Source organism: Rhizohabitans arisaemae (assembly GCF_025996515.1).
Classification (GTDB): domain Bacteria; phylum Actinomycetota; class Actinomycetes; order Streptosporangiales; family Streptosporangiaceae; genus Rhizohabitans; species Rhizohabitans arisaemae.
Map to the genome: position 1 here is coordinate 900,266 of NZ_BLRH01000009.1, position 19,282 is coordinate 919,547.

17 protein-coding genes are annotated in these 19,282 nt (G+C 69.5%); 10 read left to right on the plus strand and 7 right to left on the minus strand.

Features of this window, described 5'->3' with window-relative positions; all coding sequences use genetic code 11:
* Positions 1-135: 135 nt before the first annotated feature.
* The 5 genes from bar to RUR_RS04875 form a co-directional block, all read right to left on the minus strand.
* Positions 136-1,233 carry a barbiturase gene (bar, locus tag RUR_RS04855; protein WP_283133632.1) on the minus strand — a complete coding sequence of 366 codons (1,098 nt, stop codon included), beginning with the start codon at positions 1,231-1,233 and terminating at the stop codon, positions 136-138.
* The gene (locus tag RUR_RS04860; protein ID WP_283133633.1) at positions 1,234-2,148 is read right to left on the minus strand and encodes a carbamate kinase; all 915 of its coding nucleotides are present in this window, start codon (positions 2,146-2,148) and stop codon (positions 1,234-1,236) included.
* A gap of 140 nt (positions 2,149-2,288) precedes the next feature.
* Positions 2,289-5,492: a tetratricopeptide repeat protein gene (locus tag RUR_RS04865; protein ID WP_283133634.1), complete on the minus strand. Its 3,204-nt coding sequence runs from the start codon at positions 5,490-5,492 to the stop codon at positions 2,289-2,291.
* A gap of 62 nt (positions 5,493-5,554) precedes the next feature.
* Positions 5,555-5,959, minus strand: coding sequence for a CU044_2847 family protein (locus tag RUR_RS04870; RefSeq protein WP_283133635.1), 405 nt, complete (start codon positions 5,957-5,959; stop codon positions 5,555-5,557).
* Between the two features lie 876 nt (positions 5,960-6,835).
* Positions 6,836-7,675, minus strand: a complete 840-nt coding sequence (locus RUR_RS04875; protein ID WP_283133636.1) for a sulfurtransferase — start codon at positions 7,673-7,675, stop codon at positions 6,836-6,838.
* 408 nt (positions 7,676-8,083) lie between these two features.
* Here RUR_RS04875 and RUR_RS04880 point away from each other — a divergent pair, with 408 nt between their 5' ends.
* Positions 8,084-8,317 (plus strand): hypothetical protein, encoded by a 234-nt coding sequence (locus tag RUR_RS04880; RefSeq protein ID WP_283133637.1) that lies wholly within the window; start codon positions 8,084-8,086, stop codon positions 8,315-8,317.
* A gap of 313 nt (positions 8,318-8,630) precedes the next feature.
* On the opposite strand, the gene RUR_RS04885 is transcribed toward RUR_RS04880, so the two are convergent.
* Positions 8,631-9,455, minus strand: a complete 825-nt coding sequence (locus tag RUR_RS04885) for an amidohydrolase family protein (RefSeq protein WP_283133638.1) — start codon at positions 9,453-9,455, stop codon at positions 8,631-8,633.
* Between the two features lie 111 nt (positions 9,456-9,566).
* On the opposite strand from RUR_RS04885, the gene RUR_RS04890 reads away from it, so the two are divergent.
* From RUR_RS04890 to RUR_RS04915, 6 genes are all read left to right on the plus strand, one after another.
* Positions 9,567-10,766, plus strand: coding sequence for a M20 metallopeptidase family protein (locus tag RUR_RS04890; protein ID WP_283133639.1), 1,200 nt, complete (start codon positions 9,567-9,569; stop codon positions 10,764-10,766).
* Positions 10,763-11,752: a Gfo/Idh/MocA family protein gene (locus RUR_RS04895; protein ID WP_283133640.1), complete on the plus strand. Its 990-nt coding sequence runs from the start codon at positions 10,763-10,765 to the stop codon at positions 11,750-11,752. Before RUR_RS04890 ends, RUR_RS04895 begins: the two co-directional genes overlap by 4 nt.
* A gap of 28 nt (positions 11,753-11,780) precedes the next feature.
* Positions 11,781-13,091, plus strand: coding sequence for an ABC transporter substrate-binding protein (locus tag RUR_RS04900; protein ID WP_283133641.1), 1,311 nt, complete (start codon positions 11,781-11,783; stop codon positions 13,089-13,091).
* A gap of 61 nt (positions 13,092-13,152) precedes the next feature.
* A complete protein-coding gene (locus RUR_RS04905) occupies positions 13,153-14,109 on the plus strand; it encodes a carbohydrate ABC transporter permease (RefSeq protein WP_283133642.1) in 957 nt (318 codons plus the stop codon).
* The gene (locus RUR_RS04910; RefSeq protein WP_283133643.1) at positions 14,106-14,939 is read left to right on the plus strand and encodes a carbohydrate ABC transporter permease; all 834 of its coding nucleotides are present in this window, start codon (positions 14,106-14,108) and stop codon (positions 14,937-14,939) included. Before RUR_RS04905 ends, RUR_RS04910 begins: the two co-directional genes overlap by 4 nt.
* A gap of 8 nt (positions 14,940-14,947) precedes the next feature.
* Entirely contained in the window at positions 14,948-15,286 is a 339-nt protein-coding gene (locus tag RUR_RS04915; RefSeq protein ID WP_283133644.1) for an L-rhamnose mutarotase, read from the plus strand.
* Positions 15,287-15,339: 53 nt separating this feature from the next.
* Here RUR_RS04915 and RUR_RS04920 read toward each other — a convergent pair whose 3' ends face one another.
* Complete coding sequence (locus tag RUR_RS04920; RefSeq protein WP_283133645.1) at positions 15,340-16,470, minus strand: mandelate racemase/muconate lactonizing enzyme family protein; 1,131 nt, start codon at positions 16,468-16,470, stop codon at positions 15,340-15,342.
* A gap of 129 nt (positions 16,471-16,599) precedes the next feature.
* Between RUR_RS04920 and RUR_RS04925 the strand changes: the two genes are divergently transcribed.
* From RUR_RS04925 to RUR_RS04935, 3 genes are read left to right on the plus strand one after another with little or no spacing between them, the layout of a single operon-like run.
* On the plus strand, positions 16,600-17,535 hold the full coding sequence (locus RUR_RS04925) for a thiamine pyrophosphate-dependent dehydrogenase E1 component subunit alpha (protein ID WP_283133646.1): 936 nt from the start codon (positions 16,600-16,602) through the stop codon (positions 17,533-17,535).
* On the plus strand, positions 17,528-18,508 hold the full coding sequence (locus RUR_RS04930; RefSeq protein ID WP_283133647.1) for an alpha-ketoacid dehydrogenase subunit beta: 981 nt from the start codon (positions 17,528-17,530) through the stop codon (positions 18,506-18,508). The genes RUR_RS04925 and RUR_RS04930 overlap by 8 nt, the downstream gene beginning before the upstream one ends.
* Positions 18,505-19,254 (plus strand): SDR family NAD(P)-dependent oxidoreductase, encoded by a 750-nt coding sequence (locus RUR_RS04935; RefSeq protein ID WP_283133648.1) that lies wholly within the window; start codon positions 18,505-18,507, stop codon positions 19,252-19,254. Before RUR_RS04930 ends, RUR_RS04935 begins: the two co-directional genes overlap by 4 nt.
* The last annotated feature ends 28 nt before the right edge of the window (positions 19,255-19,282 follow it).

The following is a 19,282-nucleotide window of genomic DNA, read 5'->3' on the forward strand; positions in this document are numbered from 1 at the left end:
ATCCACGGCGGCGAGGACCTCGGGATCGTCGTCTTCCCTGCCTGGTCCCGTTCCCAGCCACCCGGACCGCGTCGAGCCCGCCGTCCGGCCGTACCCGCTTCGATACGACCGGATCGTTACGGGCTTGCGCCGGAATCAGCCGAGGTCGGCGATGGCGGCGACGGGGCCGCCGCCGGAGGGGCCCTGGTGGACGGCGGCCACCGAAACGAAGACCGCCGGGTCGCCGGTTACCGAGGCGGCCACCCCGCCCACGCAGGCTTTGATCTGGCGGTGCCAGTGCACGTCGGAGTCGTCCAGCATGATGTTGCGGCGTCCGCGTACCCGGCCCGACGGGTCGGCCTCGCACTTCATGAAGACGTTGACGAGCCGTCCGCCCAGGTCGGAGGGGTGCGGCCTGTCCGGGAGGTCGATGCCGCTGGAGCGGATCGCCGCCCAGATGCCGTCGGCGTCCAGGGCGTCCCGCATCACGTCGTGCCCGATCCGGTACCGGCCACCGATGCCCCGGACGTTGCCGACCACCACGATCTGTGCCCGATCCAGTTCGACGCCCGACGAGCAGGAGGCGACGGAGGAATACAGCGATAAATCCCGATGTATCTGGTCGGCGGTCGGCATCTCGATCTCGCCCATCGCGACGGCGATCCCCAGGGCCGTGGTCGAGTTGGAGATGTCCATGGACGGGCCGGTGTCCTCGGTGATCACATCGTGCCCGCGGCGTTTGGCGTCCTCGATGGTGGCCAGGGTGAGCAGCGGCGTCTTGGTCTGCACGTAGTGGATGTCGGCCGGGTCGTCAATGCCGGCGACCTTCATCGCCTCCCGGACGCCGGCGGCGACCTTCTCCACCATCGCGGGCCGCCCGATGTCCTCGGGGTTGATCACATCGCTCAGCGCCACCCCGACCGAGATCCGGGGCTCGTCGGACGGTACGGCTTTCGCCGGGTCGATCGTGGCGAAGATCGTCGCATGCGGGCTGAGCACCCCGTCGGTGCCGCCCGACCAGACCAGCGGCACGTTCTCCGGTGCCGGATGCCCCTTCTCCTTGAGGACCTCGCGGAACGCCCGGTCGGCGAGGATCCGGGTGTAGTCGTTCACGCCGCCGTTGCCCTCGGTTTTGCCGATCACCGCGAGCACGCGACCCGCCTCGATCACACCCTCGTCGATCAGCTTGGCCAGCCCCGACGCGTCGGTGACGCTCTCGATCGGGACCTTGCGCACTTCAATCGGATCCGGCATCTAGCCCTCCACAATCGTCCCTACGTTTCCACCGATACCGGCAAGTGCGGTGATGACAGCCCGCTTCCCGCCACCCGTCGTGAACCGGATCGCCGCCTCCACCTTCGGCCCCATGCTGCCGCTCGCGAACTCGCCGAAGTCCAGCAGCGCCCGCAACTCCGCCGCCGTGGTCCGCCCGATCGGCCGCGCGTCCGCCGTACCGAATCCGGTCATCGCGTACTCCACATCCGTCGCGATCACCAGGGTCTCGGCCCCCAGTGAGGAGGCGAGTACGGCCGAGGCCAGGTCCTTGTCGATCACCGCCTCCACCCCGCGGAGGGTCCCGCCGCTCCTGGCCACCGGCACCCCGCCACCGCCCGCCGCCACCACGATGAACCCGGCGTTCAGCAGGGCCTCCACCGCGGCCAGATCGAGGATCTCCAGCGGCTCCGGCGAGGCCACCACGCGGCGCCAGCCGCGGTCGCCGTACGGCTTCCAGCGCTGGCCGAGCGCCTCCAGCCGCCGCGCCTCCTCCTCGGGGAAATACCGGCCGATCGGTTTGACCGGATCGGCGAAGCCCGGATCGTCCGGGTCGACGAGGGTCCGGGTGACGACCGCGGCCACCCGGCTCGGACCGATCAGACGTTCCAGCGCGTTGAGAATGAGCACCCCGATCGTGCCCTGGGTCTGCGCCCCGCACCAGTCCAGCGGCACCGGCGGCACCACGTGCGCCGCAAGCTGGTTCTTGATCAGGAGGTTGCCGACCTGCGGCCCGTTCCCGTGAGTGATCACGACCTGGACACCGTCGCCCACCAGTTCGGCGACGTGCTCCATCGCGCCCTCAATCGCGACCCGCTGCGCCTGCGGCGTCGCGCTCCCATCGGGCGAGGTCATGGCGTTCCCACCCAGCGCGATCACCAGTCGTTCGGCACTCACCCTGCGACGCTATCGATCAAGCCCCCGCCATGCCATCACAACCCTCACCAACATCACCGTCGTTTCTTGTCACCTGACCCACTCCCGTATCGCCTGGTCCTGCTCGACCAATCGGGTGACCGTGGTTCAGGCGTGAGCTGTCAGGCTTCCCCGTCTGCCCAGGCAAGTAGTGCTTGGCCTTTCACTGACACACGGCCAAGCTGGGCAAACGGCGCAAGGAGACGACGGACTTCATTCTTTGCCTGGGCTGCGTCTATCAGCCCCCCACGAGCTGCGAGATAGATGGACACACACAGTTCTTCGACAAGGTCGAATCTGTTCGGTTCCCGTGCGAAAAGCTCGTAGCGGATCTCCACGGCGGCCGCCAGGTCCCCGAGGCGTTCGTAGGATGCTGCGAGATCACGCTGATAGGTCGTGTTACCCGGCTCACCCGCAGCAAGCCGCTCGACCACCGACAACGAATCACGATAAAGGCGCTCAGCCGCCTGGACTTGCCCCTGAACCCGAGCCAGATCCCCCAGACGGTCGTAGGAAACAGCCAGATCACGCTGATAGGTCGTGTTACCCGGCTCACCCGCAGCAAGCCGCTCGACCACCGACAACAAGTCACGATAAAGGCGCTCGGCCACCTGGACTTGCCCCTCAGCGGCGGCCAGATCCCCCAGGCGTTCATACGAAACAGCCAGATCACGCTGATAGGTCGTGTTACCCGGCTCACCCGCAGCAAGCCGCTCGACCACCGACAACGAATCACGATAAAGGCGCTCGGCCACCTGGACTTGCCCCTCAGCGGCGGCCAGATCCCCCAGGCGTTCATACGAAACAGCCAGATCACGCTGATAGGTCGTGTTACCCGGCTCACCCGCGACAAGCCGCTCCCGAATGTGAAGCGAGTCACGATAAAGGCGCTCGGCCACCTGGACCTGCCCCTGAACCCGAGCCAGATCCCCCAGGTGGTCGTAGGAAACAGCCAGATCACGCTGATAGGTCGTGTTACCCGGCTCACCCGCGACAAGCCGCTCGACCACCGACAACGAATCACGATAAAGGCGCTCGGCCACCTGGACTTGCCCCTGAACCCGAGCCAGATCCCCCAGGCGGTTGTAGGAGAGAACGAGGTCACGCTGATAGGTCGTGTTGCCCGGCTCACCCGCGACAAGCCGCTCCCGAATGTGAAGCGAGTCACGATAAAGGCGCTCGGCCACCTGGACCTGCCCCTGAACCCGAGCCAGATCCCCCAGGCGTTCATACGAAACAGCCAGATCACGCTGATAGGTCGTGTTACCCGGCTCACCCGCGACAAGCCGCTCGACCACCGACAACGAATCACGATAAAGGCGCTCGGCCACCTGGGCTTGCCCCTGAGCAGCAGCCAGGTCCGCAAGTCGGCCGTAGGAGACGGCCAGATCACGCCGATAGGTGGTGTTGCCGGGTTGGTGGGATGTGAGGTGGTTGGTGATGCGGGTGGTGAGGAGGCTGATGAGCGTCGTGGCGAGTGCGGGGTCTGCTGTGCGGTCGAAGGTGCCGGTCGCCGTGTGTTCGGCGAGGTCGGTCATGTCGGCCAGGTGGGTGGCGAGGGCTGTGGTGATCGCTGCGTCGTGGCGGGTGGTCGAGATGCTGATTCGGGTGAGGACTTCCAAGGTGCGGGTGAGCTGGGTGAAGCCGAGCACGGGCAGCAGGTCCGACAGCAACGTGTCTCCGCCGTCGGGTACGAGGGTCAGCGTGCGGCTGATGAGCGCTTCGCCCAGGCGGTCGGGGCGGAGGGGATTCACCAGCTGGTCGCCGCTGTGCAGATCGCTTAACCAGGCGATGAGACGTCCCCGCAGGGGTTCGTCGTCGGTGAGATCGGGGTGGGCGCTGAGCAGGGCATGGGCTTGCTCGACGTCTTCGGCGCCGGCCAGAGTCGCCAGCGCGACCACCGTGCGCAGCAGGTCCATGGGGATGTCCGGGCGGCCGGGCCAGGACTCCCAGTAACGCTCTTCGTGGTCGAGGACGCGTTCGGCGGGGCTCCCTGTTCCGCTGCTCGTCGTCCCCTCGCTGTTCAGCACCTGGTCGAGTGCTTCGAACAGCACATCGAGAGGAAGTGCGAGACCGTCCAAGGCCGGAACGGTCTGGGGGCACGGGATCCGCCACGCCTCGGCGAACCGCTTGACCGCTTCCTCGTACAGGTCGGTCCGCTGGCCCAGGGTCAAGCGGGGGACGGCCAACGTGTTGACATCGGTGGCGTTGAGGACCAGGAGGCGGGCCGCGCGCAGGCCGGAGCGCCACAGCCCGATTCCGTCGGTGCTCTGCCGCTGGTTCGGGCGGGTGACCAGCAGGAGCCGTACCGGCTCATACGGGGTCGCGTGCGCTTGGAAGTCCGCCAGCAGCTCATCCAGCTGTTTGGGCGACACCGTCTCCGCATAGTCGACGACCACCAGACGCGGCAACGGAACTCCGGCCACGTCCTCGCTGCCCCGGTACAGGCCCGTCAACCAGCCCTGATCGGCCATCCGGCGGCACGCCTCGATCGCGAAGCGCGACTTGCCCGCTCCGCCCGGAGCCGACACCAGCATCACCGACACCGGATCGGCGGTCGCGCACCACTCCTCCACCCGCCGCAGAGCGTCCGCACGGAACAAATACGGAACCACCCCGTACTCGGCCAGCAGCAACTCCGCCGGATCCGTCCTCGCGGTCTTGACGAACGGCGCCCACGGCCGATCCAGTGCCCGGCCCGCGTGCTCCACGGGCAGCACCCGCTGCCACGATCGATCCGTCAACGACTCGGCCCGGCTTGCCTCGTACACCCGGGAAACCGCGTCGGCCAACCCCGGGCCCGCATCCGACGCCGTCCGCACAACGGCAACCGGAGCCGCGTATCCGCCCAGGTCATCGCCGGGTTTCCGGGACGCCACCACGACGCCTACCACCGCCCGCCGCGACGGGCTCACCAGCGGGGCACCGCTCAATCCCGGCTCCGCCGCCCCCACCTTCAGCTTCAGCCAGCCGTCACCTTCCACCCCTTCGAACACGAACGACGCCGGCGACCCCGGGCCCGCGCCTTCTCCATCCCGCCGTGAGTATCCCCACGCATGGCACTCCTCGCCGCTCACCGGATCCCGGTCATCCAGCAACACCCACGGCCGTCCTTCGAACTCCGGACCCACCCGCACCACCGCGAGATCCGGAAACGGCCACAGCCCTTGGCCCCCCAGAGCGGACCGGATCTCAACCCTGCCCACCCCGCTGGTCCCGTCATCCGCCACGACCCGGACCTCGGACCGGTCTTTCACCACGTGAGCGCAGGTCACCACCACACATGGAGCGGCGAAGAACCCCGAACCCAGCACATGCCCGCCCACCTCCTCCAGCCGTACCACCCGCCGCCGCAACTCCCGTGAATCGACTCCCGACGGCGTCCCCCTCATCCGTCGTCTCCCCCGGTCTCGCCGGTCCCTTCGCCCTCCCCCTCGCGTTCGCCCTCGGCACCGGAGCCAGCCCCCTGCACCTGCACCACCGAAGGACCCGGCGCCTGATCACGACGCCACACCAGCTTCACCTTCAGCGTGGCATCACCGCCGCCCTCCACCAGCAGCCCCGACAGCTTCCCGGTCTTGGCCGTCACCTTCACCCCGAACTCCACTTCGGCTTCGCTCGGCCGCACCTTTTCCCACACCGCCTGCAACTCCGAACCCACCGCCAGCACCGCGTCCCGGACACCGTCGAACGTGAACGCGTCCCCCAACCCCACCGTCTGAATGCCGGGGCCTTCCGACACCTCCACCCAAAACCGAATACCGTCCGACTCCACCGGAACCAGCTCAGCCATGAAAAAACCCCTATCCGCGAGCCAACGACACACCGACGGTAAAGACGCCAAACCCATCACGCCAGCGAAACCAACCGCCGCAATGGAACCGACATATTTCCCACCACCCACCCACGGCTACCGGGGCGCCGATCACCGGATTTTCGGTCGACCGTTGTGCCGACAACGGCCCCAGAAGGTCGCGTCCCAGAGAGTGGTGGGATTTGCGAATACCGGTGTCCTTGTCCGTCTCGTGAGGTCCCGTCAGGCCGGACCACCGGGTTCACCCATTCGCAGTGGTCGACCGCCGTCCGCTCGAATCCCACCACGTGAGGGGACGCCGTCTCCCAGAGCGAGGAGTCGCACGGGCTCCCGACCTGCCCGGTAGGGGGATCGGTCGCCGTTTAGGTGCTTCGCTGGAATTATGACGCCAATATCCCTGTGTCCGACTGGAAGTTCGCAATGTCCAATCCGGTGTTTCGGTAGAGGAAAACGGATTCATCCACCAAACGGCGTGGAAACATGAGATCCCTCAGCCGGGCCTCGAAATCACTAAGCTTCACGGCGAGCACCGCGATTCCAGTACTTGCCCGCGCGCCCAGTCTTCCATCGACAAATCCCGCAAGTCGGACGAGCAGTTCATCTGGGTGGCAGCCCCCTCCGATCGGCCCGCCGGTTCCCACATCCAGGTTGTCACTCTGACCTGTGCCCGCCCAGCCGTTAGTACGGCCGACGCCGTCCTACAGGCTCTTCGAACACCACTTCCCTTGCTCGTGCTGTCACCGGAAACGATCAACGGGTTGGCATGCAGGACGCTCATGCCGATTGAGTGAGTGATGATCACATTCGATCGGCGCTTGGGAGGCAGGGTGACGCAACCGGTCAAGGTGCGCAGGCTCACGGATCAGGATCGGGCCGACCCGCCGCCGCAGGTGTCAGAGGCCGACCGCCGGCGATCCATTCCGTGATGGAACCGTCGTACACCCGTACCCCGGTGACGCCGGCTGAGCGCAGGGCGAGCCAGACAGCCGGGGCGGAGATCGCCGCGCCGCAGTACACGACGACCGGCGTGTCGACGCCGATCCCGGCTGCGGCGGCCGCCGACCTGATGCGGGACGGCGGAAGGTGCAGCCCCGAGGAGTCGACGAGCATGCGCATCGGCAGTCTCGTCGCGCCTGGGATGAGCTGCGGCTGCTCCGCCCAGCTGGAGTCGCGACGGCAGTCGGCGATGGGCAGACCGGCCGCCTGGTGCGCGAGCAGGTCGTCCAGGCCGGCGATGGCGGAGCCGGTCCGGCTCAGGAGCGGCGGGCGGGTTACGCGGGGCCGCCAGGAGGTCGGCCCGGTCTCCACGAACCCGCCTGACCGCAGCCAGGCGGGCCATCCGCCGTCGAGGCGGAACGACCGTTCGAAGCCGTGAGCCCGCATCAGCCATACCAGACGCGCCGCAGTGAACTGGTGATTGTCGTCGTAGGCCACCACGGTGGTGCCGGTGCCGACATCGAGGCCGGCGAGGGCGGCGGCGAGCGTCGCGGGGTCGGCGGCCCGGCCCGGAGGCTGCGGACCGGGCGCCTGGGTGGCGTCGAACCCGAGGTAGACGGCGCCGGGCACGCGAGAGCGGCGGTACAGGGTGTGCCCGGCCGGACCATCGCCCACGGGCCAGCGCGTGTCGACGATCCGGACCGATGGTGCGCCGATCAACCCGGCCAGCTCATCACACGAGACGAGCAGTTTCTCCACAGTGCTCCTTCCGGTTGACGGCGTCAACGGCATCACGTGACCGCCTCCCTGCTCCACCGCATATGAGCGAGATCGGCCCCCTTCATCCTCAGGACTCAGCAGGCAGGGACGGCCTCCCTCCCACCGAGGGTCCCGGCAGGCCGGCCCGATCTCGTTGAAGCGATGAATCACATCGCGCACCGTGTCCTGATCGCCCGTACCAGCCGGGTGATCACCGGCACCGTATTGCCGCCGGCCGAGGCCGACGGGTGCCGATCGAATGTGATCATCACCCATTCAATCGCCACGAGCGTCCTACACGCCAACCCAGTGATCGTTTCCGGTCACAGCACCAGGGATCTCGGGTGCGCACGGACCATCGACGACCTAGAGTGTTGGTAAAGTTACTCTCTGTAAAGGAAGATGATTATGCGTCGCCCCATCGCAGCCCTGGCCTGCGCCGCCGCGCTCATCGCGCCCGTGCTGATTGCCGCCCCGGTTCACGCCACCCCCTCCGACGTCTGGTACCAGGAGTGCACCGACGGGGGCGGCAGCGCCCACCTCGTCAACTTCGTCGACGGCACCTGGAAGCGACACTGCGTCGGCGGCCGGTACGACGGCCAGCACCTCAGGCCGCAACCCGCCAAGCCGTGGCAAGGCTAGAGCCGTCCACCCAGAACGCGCCGCGACCAGCCCGTCTCGGACCTGCTCAACCGATCAGACGCGCCGAACCCGAGTCGTGAGCACGGCTGGATCTTAGGTGCCCAAGACGCTAGGTCCGCACTTCTCGCGCCGCGCTCTTGGCGGCGCGAGAATGCGCGCGGCGGTTTGCGCCGGACGCCCTTTGTCCGGCGCAAACCGCCGCGGTCAATGTTGAAAACACTGGTCTTGCAGGCCTGAGCTCACTTAACACGGTCCCCACATCCGGGTTGTCACCCTGATCGCGAGTCCTCAGCCTGCGTATGGCCTGCGCGGCTCAGCCGCCATACCGCCGCTCGAGCGCCCGGAGCAGGTTGCCCCCGTACACGGCTTCGGCCTCGTCCGGCGCCAGGCCGGCCAGTCCGATGGGGTGGAGGGTCTGGGGGAAGGAGACGTGGTCCAGGCTCGGGGAGAAGTCCGACCCCCAATAGAGCCGGTCGGGGCCGAACCGTTCGAGCAGGGTCAGGATGAACGGCAGGGCGGCGGTGTGCGGGTAGGCGTAGGAGGGGTCGCTCACCGCGTACAGACCGGAGATCTTGACCCCGACGTGGGGTCCGCCGGCGAGGGCGAGGAGCGGGGCGAGGGTTTGGGCCGCTTCGGCGTGGGTGGGGGGTACGGCGTGCGGGCCGGGGAGTCCGAGGTGGCTGAAGAGGATCGTGCAGCCGTCGAGCGCGGCGACGGTGCGGGCGAGCCCGGCGGTGGCGACGGGGGTGGCGTTGAGGCTGACGATCGCGCCCGTGGCGTTCAGCGTGGCGGCGTGTCGCCGTACCCAACCCTCGAACGCCTGTGCGGCGTCGAGGTCGGCCAGGTAGGCGGAGAGGCCGGCGAAGTCCCGCAGGTGAGCGAGGTCGGCGACGCCTGACGGCGGGACGTAGGCGACGGGGGCGATCCAGTCGTGGTCGGCGGCGAGTGCCGCGAGGTGGGCGTTGTTCCCGGCGAACCGCGGTTCCGCTTCGTAGCCGACCACCAGGGCCCGGCCGATGCCGTGCGCGGCCCGCAGGTCTTGGTAGGCGGCGAGTTCGTCGGCTCCGGCGGGCGAACGGCCGTATCGGCCCGGATAGCCGGTCGCGAAGAGGTGGATGTGGGCGTCAGCGCGGTTCATAGGGCGGAACTTTAGCCGGATTCCGGTCCGGCCATTGACGCGACAAGACCACTCACCTAAGTTATGGCTCAATTAGGTCCGGATTAGGACCGGAGAAGAGAGGTAGGCCCCGTGACGTTGGCAGGCGACGACTTCGATGAGCTGGTCCGGCTCCGACGCCGACTGCATCAGCACCCGGAGCTGCGGTTCACGGAGCACCAAACCGCGAAGACGCTGGCGGAGCTGCTGAGCCCGCTGGCGCCGGTGCGTGCGGGGGTGGCCGGGACCGGTCTGGTCGTCGAGCTGGCGAGCCAGGCGCCCGGGCCATCGGTTCTTATTCGGGCCGATATGGATGCCTATCCCGTCTCCGACGCCAAGGACGTCCCTTACGCGTCCCGGAACCCGGGCGTCTGCCACGCCTGCGGACACGACGTGCACATGACCGTCGCGTACGGCGTGGCCGCCCGGCTCGCCGCGAACCCGCCGGCACGCGGCTCGGTCACCGTTCTCTTCCAGCCCGCCGAGGAGATCCCGTTCGGCGCCGAATCCGGCGCCGCCAAGGTACTCGCCACCGACGCGCTCGCCGACCGGCGGTTCGACGCCGTACTCGGCCTGCACTGCTGGCCCGAACTGCCCGCCGGGGCGATCGGCGTCGACCGGCACACCGCGATGGCCGCCAAGGACGCGTTCCGGATCGAGCTGATCGGGCGGGCCGCCCACGCCGCCACCCCGGCCCAGGGTCGCGACGCGATCCTGGCGCTGAGCACCCTGGTCGGCCTCCTGCACGCCGCGGTCGCCCGCGGCCGGGATCCGCACGAGCTGGTCGCCTTCAACATCGGCACCATCGCCGGCGGCGCCAGTCAGAGCCAGGTCGCCGCGCGGGCCGAGGCCACCGGGACCCTGCGTACCCACGACGCCGCCGCCCGGGCCAGGCTCAAGGAGATCATCGAGCGGCTCGCCCGGCAGCAGGCCGCCGCGCTCGACGTCGGCATCGACTTCACCTGGGCCAACGAGATGCCGGCCATCCGCAACGCGGCCGAACTGGTGTCACTGGCGCACGCCGAACTCCCGGGGACCGCCGACGTCGTCGACCTGCCGGTGCCCCCGCTCACCACCGACGACTTCGCGTTGCTCGGGGCGCTCGGCCCCAGCCTGTACGTGAAACTCGGCGTCGCCGGGGAAGGCGCCGGGGCGCCGCTGCACTCGGGTGGCTTCGACGTCGACGAACGCTGCCTGGCCGTGGGGACCGCCGCGCTGGAGCGGCTCACCCGCGCCGTACTGGACGGGCGGCTCACCGAGCTCCCCACGCCAGCCGAGGCGGTGCCCGCGTGAGCCTCACCGTGGCCGTCGTCGGCGCCGGGGCGTTCGGCGCCCGGCACGTCGCCGCGTACGCCTCGCTCGGCGTACGGGTCGGCGCGCTGGTCGACCCCGACCCCGCCGTGCGGGAGAACCTGGCGTCCGCGTTCGGCGTGCCGCGGACCTTCGCCCGTGTCGAGGAGCTGATCGAGGCCGTACGGCCGGAGGCCGCGTCGGTGTGCTCCCCCGGGCACGCCCACCGGGACGCCGCCGTCACGCTGATGACCGCCGGGATCCCCGTCCTGGTGGAGAAGCCGCTCGCCGACACCGTGCGGGACGCCGAGGAGATCGTCGCCGTCTCGGAGTCGACCGGGGTGCTCTGCCAGCCCGGGCACATCCTGCGTTTCTCCGCGCCGCATCGGGCCCTGTACGACGCGCTGCGCGCGGGTGAGCTCGGCGAGGTGCTCGCCGTGTCCTCGCGCCGGGACCGTTCCCGGGCGCTGAGCAGGCTCTACCCGGGCGCGCATCCCGCGATGCTCACCGCGGTGCACGACATCGACCTCGCCCTCTGGTACTCCGGCTCGCCGGTGACCGAGGTGCGCGCGGTCACGCAGAGCCGTTCCGGGGCCGTCTCTCCGGTCCTGGTCTGGGCGGAACTTCGGCACGAGAGCGGCGTCGTGTCGTCGATCCGCAACGCCTACCTCCTGCCGGAGAGCTCCCCGAACCCCACCTCGGACCTGGTCGAGGTGTACGGCTCAGGCGGGGTCGGCCACGTCGACCTCGCCCATCCCACGCTGCTCGTCCAGGCCGAGCGGACACAAGCGCCCGATTGGCTGATCTCCCCGCCTGGGGGTGGCGGGGCGCTCGCCGCCGAACTGCGGCACTTCCTCGACAGGGTGGCCGGCGCCCAGCCGCCGGAGACGGTACGGCCTGCGGACGGGCTCCACGTGGTCCGGGTCGCCGCCGCCCTGATCGACAGCGCCGAAGCCGGCGGTGCCCATCGCCGGCTGTCCCCCGTGTGAACCCCCTTGCGACAGGAGTTTCAAGCCCATGAATCGACGTAGGATCACCGGCGTCCTCGCCGCCGGTCTGACGGCCGCGCTGCTCAGCGCCTGCGGTGGCGGTGGCGACGCCGGTTCCCCCAGCGGGGCCACAGGTCCGGTCACCCTGAAGGTGCTCACCTGGGAGCCGGGCGGCTCGGAGTACTGGAAGCAGGTGAAGACCGCCTTCGAGGCCGAGCACACCGACATCAAGCTGGAGATGCAGGCCGTCCCGTTCGACAAGTACCCCGAGGTGCAGGGCCCGTACATCACCTCGCAGTCCGGTCCCGACGTGATGGCCAACAACGCCGGCCTGGAGCTGTTCGACCGGCGCGGCGCCTACGAGCCGCTCGGCGCCAAGGCCGCGGAGATCAACAAGGATCTGGTCACTTACAGCGGCGCCTGCGAGGGCTTCGACACCAGCAAGCCCTGCTACGGGGTGCCGTTCTCCTACCAGGGCAACGTGCTCTACTACAACAAGCAGGTACTGAAGGCCGCGGGTCTAGACGCGGAGAAGCCCCCGGCGACCTGGGAGGAGTTCAGCGCGGCCTGTGAGGCGGTGACCAAGTCCGGCAAGACCTGCCTCGCCCTCGGCCAGTCGGGCACTTTCCCCGCCTACTGGGACTTCCCCGAGATCGCCCGGAACTACCTGAGCGAGGACGACATCCGCGCCCTGCTCGCGGGCACCATCTCCTGGAAGGACCCCAAGCTGGTCTCGGTGCTGACCAAGCTCGCCGAGATCACCACCAAGGGCTGGGCGAACAAGAACGCCCCCTCCATCACGATGCTCCCCGACGGCGCCGACATCTTCCAGCGCGGCGACGCGGCCTTCGCCGGGACGATCATCTCCGACGCGGTGAACTGGGAGGCGTTCGGCAAGGCGCTCGGCGACGAGAACCTCGGCGTCACCCGGTGGCCGGTGATCAACGCCGACGCCCCGCTGGCGAACAAGTTCTCCGGGATCGAGGGCGCCGTCTACGGCGTGACCAAGTGGAGCGAGAAGAAGGAAGCCGGGCTGAAGTTCATCACCTGGCTCGCCGGCAAGAAGAACGGTGAGCTCTGGGTGCAGCACGGCAAGGGCCAGCCGCTCAACAAGAACGTCGACAAGTCGCTGCTGCCCTCCTCCCCCGCGTTCCAGAAGATCCAGGAGCTGATCGCCGACCCGACCCTGCACGCCGGGGTCATGCTCTCCGGTCCGGAGGCGGACGCGCTGGCCCGCGGCTGGCAGCAGGTAACCCTCGGCCAGCTCACCGTGGACAAGTGGGCCGACCAGATGCAGCGCGCGCTTGAGCGCAGCCCCACGAAGAAGCAGGGCAAGTAGCCGTACCGGGCGGGGCGGGTCGTACCGCCCCGCCCGGCGAGCCCTCCGGAGGGAACCCCCAATGACGATCTCCACCGCGCCCGCGCCGGACCCCAAGGTCGGCAAGGCCACGGCGAAACCCGGCCGCCGCCGGTTCCGCCCCGGCCAGGCGCGGGACTGGTGGCTGGGCGCCGCGATGGTCCTGCCCGCGGTCGCCCTGGCCGTGACCTTCAAGCTGGTGCCGCTCGGGCGCGGTGTCTCCACCAGTCTCGAATCATCCAGCGGCTTCGGCGAGTCGTCGTTCGCCGGGTTGGACAACTACACCCGGATGCTCGACGACCCGACGGTGCTGTCCAGCTTCCGCAACGCGCTGCTGGTGGTGGCGACCCTCCCGGTCTGGATCGTGCTCCCGCTGGTGCTGGCGGTCCTCATCCACCAGCGCACCCCCGGGTGGAAGCTGTTCCGCGCGGTCTACTTCATCCCGTACACGATCGCGCCGATCCTGGTCGGCATCATGTTCCGGCAGATCCTCGCGCCCGAGGGCCCGCTGAACACGATGCTCACCTCCGTCGGGCTGGAACCGCTCGCCCTTGAGTGGCTGAACGGCCGGTACAGCGCGCTGTTCTCCCTGGTCGCGGTGGCATTGTGGAGTTTCTTCGGCTTGGGCGTGATGACCTACCTGGCCGGGCTGGCCGCGCTGCCCGACGAGGTGCTGGAGGCCGCCTACATCGACGGGGCCGGCTTCTGGCGGCGGCTCTTCTCCATCGTGGTGCCGATGCTGCGGGCCACGGTGGCCTACTGGAGTGTGCTCTGCGCCTCGGGTGTGCTGATCTGGCTCTTCCCGCTGATCTACGCGCTGACCCAGGGCGGCCCGGGTGACGCCACGATGCTCCCGGAGTTCCTGGTCTTCCAGACCACGTTCCAGTTCCTGGACCGCGGCTACGGGTCCGCCATCGGGATCGCGCTGTTCGTCTTCGTCGCCGTGCTTTCGATCTTCAGCGTCCGGCACATGTTCAAAGAGGGGACCCGGAAGCGATGAACCGGCGCACCGCCGCCCGGATCGGGCGCTATCTGCTGAGCTTCGCGCTCGTGGTCGTCGCGGTCGCGGCGATCTATCCGCTGCTCTTCACCGTGATCAGCTCGCTGAAGTCGCAGACCGGTTTCGCCCACGACCCGCTGGGCCTGCCGACCGCGATCACGTTCGAGAACTACCTGGAGGCGTTCCGGCGGCTGGACATGCCCCGGCTGCTGATGAACTCGCTGGTCACCACGGCGGGCGGTCTGATCATTTCGGTGCTCGCCGCGCTGCTCGCCGCCTACGCGGTCACCAAGCTGCGCATTCCGGGCGGCAAGCTTGTCTTCCTCCTGGTGATCATCACGCTCACCATCCCCGGCCAGGCGATCATCTACCCGCTCTACCAGACGGTGCTGGACCTCGGCATGTCCGGCGAGTACCAGGGCCTGATCCTGGTGTACGCGGCGTTCGGGCTGCCGCTTGGCACCTACCAGCTGGCCGGATACTTCCAGCAGATCCCGGACGAGCTCATCGAGGCCGCCCGGGTGGACGGCGCCGGACACTTCACGATCCTGTTCCGGCTGCTCACCCCGATCGCCACCCCGGCGATCGCCGCCCTGGCGATCTTCAACTTCGTCTGGATGTGGAACGACCTCATCCTGCCGCTGGTCATCATGGGCGGCTCGGACAGCAAGACCCTGATGGTCGGCGTCTCCCTGCTGACCGGCCAGTACGACCTGTCGGTGCCGCTGGTGAGCGCCGGGCTCATCATCGCCCTGCTGCCCGTCCTCATCATCTACCTCGTCTTCCAGCGGCAGCTCGTCGCGGGCGCGCTCGCCGGGTCCGGCAAATGAGCGGCGCCGTGCGCGGTCCCGGGGAGCAGCTGTGCCACGTGTACCGGCTGCGCCCCGGCGCCGAGGAGGAGTACGAGCGGCGCCACGCCGACCTGTGGCCCGAGATGGCGGAATTCCTCGACGAGGCGGGCGTCTACGACTACCACATCTACCGGTACGGCACGCTGCTCATCTGCGTCCTGCGCACCCGATGGGGCTTCGAGCACACCCGCGAGGCCACCCGCGCCTCCGCCGTCCAGGCCCGCTGGACGGCCTCCCTCACCCACCTCTTTGCCGAGGTCGCCGACTCCGAAGGCGAACCCCTCTGGGCCCACCCGGTCTTCCACCACGACGGGATCGACCCCTGAGGTTTCGTACGGGGACAGGCCCGCCCGGTCACGGACCGGGCGGGCCTGTCCGCTTAGACGGCGTAGGCGACCGAGCCGTCTTGCCTGAGGGGGATCCTGGTGAGGGGACGGCCGGTGAGGTCCTGAGGCTTGGCACCGGTGAGATCGAGGACGACGCCGAGGCCGGGTTCGGTGGGTACGGGCATGAAGCCGCCTTCGCGCCGTACACACGGCTTGGCGGGGCCGTCGGCGAGGGTGTCGTCGAGGGGCGAGTACTCCTGGACGACGAAGTTGGGGATGGTCAGGTCCAGGTGGACGGCGGCCATGGTGAGCAGCGGGCCCAGGCAGTTGTGGGTGACCACGGCGGCGTGGTGCGCCTCGGCGAGGGCGGCGATCTTCTTGACGTGGCTGAGTCCGCCGGCGAGGCCGAGGTCGGGGCGGACGTACTGGGCACCGCCCTGGGCGAGCAGCTCCTTGAACTCCCAGACGGTGTGCAGGCGTTCGCCGTTGCCGACGGGCACGCCGTGGGAGCGCCGGGCCACCTGGGCCTGGCTGGAGATGCTGTCGATCTGGACGGCGTCCTCGACCAGCAGCGGGTTCAGGCGGCGCAGCGCCGGGATGACCGCTTCGGCCTGCAGCGGGGTGAGTTTGCGGTGGAGTTCGAGGAGGATGTCGACGTCGAGGCCGACGGTGTCGCGGACCGCGGCGGCGGTGGCCTCGGTCTCGGCGACGAGCCGGGGCAGCGCGAGGTCGCCGTACGCGGCGGGCAGCGGGTCGAACTTGACCGCGGTGAATCCGTCGGCGACGGCCGCGGCGGCCTGGGCGGCGAGTTCGTCGGCGCCGACGCCGGGGAGCAGCAGGTGGAGCCGGATCCGGTCGCGGACCCGCCCGCCGAGCAGTTCCCACACGGGGACGCCAAGCCGTTTGCCTTTGAGGTCCCAGAGCGCGATGTCGATCGCGGAGACCGCCGCGGTGAGCACCGAGCCCCGGAACGGCCCCATCCGGTAGAGGTGGTGCCAGTGGTGCTCGATCCGGCCGGGGTCGGCGCCCAGCAGGTAGGGCCGGAATTCGGCTACCACCGCGTCGACCGCGCCGGGGTAGCCCCAGCAGCCGGACTGGCCGACCCCGACCAGGCCGTCGTCGGTGTACACCTGCACAAAGTGCGCGTCACCCAGCACCGTCGACTCGACTGCGGCGATCTCCATGATCCGCTCCCAATTAGAGACTAATATCGGCCAGAATCTTGTCCCCATACTCTTCCATAGGCATATCCGCTTGGTCTAGGATCGCCAGCGAACAAGGCAGAATACGGCTTATATGAAGCTGGGGGTTTGATGGATCTGCCCGACACCTACCGGGCCATGGCCCGGATCCGCCGGTTCGAAGAGCGGCTCATGGCACTCAAGGAGAGCGGCGAGATCCCGGGTTCGATCCACCTGTGCAACGGGCAGGAGGCGATTCCGGTCGGCGCCTGCGGCGTGCTGCGCGAGGACGACTACGTGTCCGCGACCTACCGCGGACACGGCTGGGCGATCGCCCGCGGAGTCGGCCTGGCCGCGCTCTTCGCCGAGATGATGGGCCGCGACTCCCCGATCTCCGGCGGCCGGGCCGCGTCGCCGTACCTCTCCGACGCCTCCCGGAACTTCATCGGGGAGAACTCCATCGTCGGCGCCGGGGTGCCGATCGCGGCCGGGGCCGCGCTGACCGCCAAGCACCGGGGCCACGGCGCGGTGTCGGTGGTGAGCATCGGCGACGGCGCGATGAACCAGGGCAACGTGCACGAGGCGCTCAACCTGGCCGCCGTGCTCGACCTCCCGATGGTGCTCGTGGTGGAGAACAACGTCTACTCGGAGATGTCCCGTATCGAGGACATGGTGCGGGTCCACCGGCTCTCCGAGCGGGCCGCCGGGTACGGGATCCCCGGCACGGTCGTCGACGGCAACGACGTCGACGCGGTCACCGCCGCCATGGCGCAGGCGGTCGGGCGGGCCCGCGAAGGCTCCGGGCCCTCCCTCGTGGAGGCCATGACCGAGCGGCTGGTCGGCCACTACAGCGGCGACGCCCAGCAGTACCGCCCGGCCGGCGAGGTCGCCGCCGCCAAGGAGCGGGAACCGCTCGCCCGGATCCGGCAGGCCGCCGACGCCGAGCTGACCGCACGCCTGGACACCATCGAGGCGGAGATCGCCGCGGAGATCGACGCGGCCGTGACCGCGGCGCGCGCCATCCCCTTCCCCGACCCGGCCACCGTCACGGAGCACGTCCATGCCTGAATCGATGCGCTACATCCAAGCCGTCAACGCCGCGCTCACCTGGGCGCTGGACAGCCGGGACGACACGGTCTACTTCGGCGAGGACGTCGCCATACCCAACGGCCCGTTCGGCGCCACCAAGGGCCTGCACAAGCGGTTCGGCGCCGGCCGGATCTTCGACACCCCGATCTCGGAGACCGGCTTCCTCGGCATGGCTCTCGGCGCCGCGATGACCGGAATGCGGCCGATCGCGGAGATCATGTACGCGGACTTCGCCTTCGTGGCGATGGACCAGATCGTCAACCAGATCGCCAACATCCGCTACTCCAGCGGAGGCCGGTGGAAGGCACCCCTGGTGATCCGGATGCAGCAGGGCTACTCCCCCGGGGCCTGCGCCCAGCACTCCCACTCCCCCGAGGCCTACTTCGCCCACACGCCCGGGCTGCGCCTGGCCCTCCCCGCCACCGCCGACGACGCGTACCAGATGCTGCGCACCGCGGTCACCGTGGACGACCCGGTGATCGTCGCCGAGGCGCGGATGCTCTACCCGATCGCCGGCGAGGTACGGACCGACGTCCCCGTCGAGCCGATGGGCGGCGCCCGGGTACTGCGCGAGGGCCCCGACGTCACCGTGGTGGCCTGGTCCCGGATGGTCCCCGCCGCGCTGGAGGCCGCGGAGACCCTCGCCGCCGAAGGCATCCGGGCCGAGGTGATCGACCTGCGCTGGCTCAACCCGCTGGACTTCGAGACCGTGGGCGCCTCCGTCTCCAAGACGGGCCGGCTGGTCGTCGCGCATGAGGCCAACCTCACCGGCGGCTTCGGCGCCGAGATCGCCGCCAGGGTCGCCGACGAGTGCTTCGAGGACCTGCGTTCCCCGGTGGCCCGGGTCGCGGCGCCCGACGTGCCCATGCCGGCGGCGCCCGTACTCCAGCAGGCCGTGGTCCCCGAGGCCGTCCACGTGGCCGACACCGTACGACGGACGGTCCACTGGTGAGCGGCGGCCTGCTCGCCGGACGGCGGGTGGTCGTGGTCGGCGGCGCGTCCGGGATCGGCCTGGCCACGGTGGACGCCGTGGCCGCGGCCGGGGGCTCGGTGGCCGTGCTCGACCGGGACGGCGACGGCGCCGCGTCGGCCGCCGCGTCGGCCCGCGCCGCCGGGGTCGCCGCCTGCTCCCACCGGGCCGACGTGGCGGACGAGGCCGAGGTGGCCGCCGCGATCGACGCCTCCGCCGCCGAGCTGGGCGGGATCGACGCGGTGCTGCACGTGGCGGGGGTGATGCGCGGCCAGGGCCTGGACGTACGGGAGCTTCCGCTGGAGCTGTGGAACGAGGTGATCGCGATCAACCTCACCGGGCCGTTCCTGGTGGCCAAGCACGCCGCGCGGCACATGGTGCCCGCCGGGCGCGGAGTGATCGTCCTGGTGGGGTCCAAGGCGGGTGTGCAGGCGGGCTCCGGCTCGATACCCTACGGCGCGAGTAAGGGAGGTTTGCACGGTCTCTCGCTGACCCTCGCCCGTCATCTCCGTCCCCTCGGGATCCGCGTCCACGCCCTCTGCCCGGGCGACATCGACACGCCGCTGATGCGGCGGTCGCTGGACGAAGCCCGTGCCAACGGAACCGATGCCGATCGGGTGTCGCGGATCGAGGCCGCGCTGGGCCGCCCCGAGGAGGTCGCCTCGGTGCTGGCCCTGCTCGCCGCCCCGTCCGCCGACGCCCTCGACGGCACGGTCTTCACGGCTTGAGCGCCTTCTCTGCACCGACGGAGCTACT